Origin of the sequence: Paraburkholderia sp. EG304 (genome assembly GCF_046543485.1) — a bacterium.
Classification (GTDB): Bacteria; Pseudomonadota; Gammaproteobacteria; order Burkholderiales; family Burkholderiaceae; genus Paraburkholderia; species Paraburkholderia youngii.
Genome location: NZ_JBKGUA010000371.1, coordinates 1 through 395 on the forward strand (window position 1 = coordinate 1; position 395 = coordinate 395).

At 68.9% G+C, this 395-nt stretch carries 1 protein-coding gene; it reads right to left on the minus strand.

The features are described from left to right. Positions 1 to 395, minus strand: a 395-nt coding sequence (locus ACLFKU_RS44335) for a Phenylacetic acid catabolic protein (protein WP_410853467.1), incomplete at both ends; no start/stop codon positions are given.

Consider the following 395-nt stretch of genomic DNA (forward strand, 5'->3'; position numbering starts at 1 on the left):
CGAGCGTGGCGCGCACGTCGTCGAGCCATGCGGCTTCCAGCGCCGAGGTGCGCGGGCCGATGCCCGCCGCGGCGATCGCGTCTTCCACCGCGTCCGCGCTGAAGAACTCGTACGTGTACGGCATCAGATAGTCGAGCGCGGCCTGCGCGCGACGGTGCGATTCGTCGGTGCCGTCGCCGAAGCGGATCAGCCACTCGCCCGCGTGATGCACGTGGTACTGCGTTTCCTTGATCGACTTCGCGGCGATCGCGGCGAGCTGTTCGTCGGTGGAGCCCGTCAGCGCGCCCCACAGATGCCTCATCAGCGTCGAATACAGGAAGTTGCGCACGATCGTGACCGCGTAGTCCTTCTGCGCCTGCGCGGTGCCGGCGAGCGGGCCGTAGTGCGGCAGCTCG